Genomic DNA, 544 nt, shown 5'->3' on the forward strand with positions numbered 1-544 from the left:
GGGGGCCGGGGCGTTTCGGGGGCGTGGGGGGCGGGAGCTCACGTAACCGGACGGTGTGGGGTGCCGTTGCCCCGGCGTGAGGGAAAACCGCAGGTCAGCGCGGGGCGCGGGGCGTTTCGGGCACCTCGGGATCCGGATTCGGCTCCCACTGGGCACATTCGGTCTCCTCGACGACCTCTGCAAGGTCACGGCGCCCCAAGTCGGCGGCAATCGGGCAGTTCCGGTCCCGCTCCGGCGCCGTGGGGGCCGGAGCACACGAAACCGGCACTCGACACCCGACTTTCCACCCCGACCCCACAAAACCGCAGGTCACCGAAGCCCGAAGCCCACAACCACCCACCGCGATCCGGATTCGAACCCCAGCCCCCTCCAAACGCCCCCGAAACGCCCCGACCCACTCGGAAAGGCACCCCCGGGAACCCAACCCGAGCGCCCACCCCGTCCGCCGCTGCAGGCCGCTTTTCAGTGAGCAACACGCCCGCCTCGCCGAAAGCCCAGTCTCGGAGCCCCGCGCCGGCAGCGGCCCACCACCGACTCGGACAGG

The organism is Embleya hyalina (genome assembly GCF_003967355.1).
Taxonomy (GTDB): Bacteria; Actinomycetota; Actinomycetes; order Streptomycetales; family Streptomycetaceae; genus Embleya; species Embleya hyalina.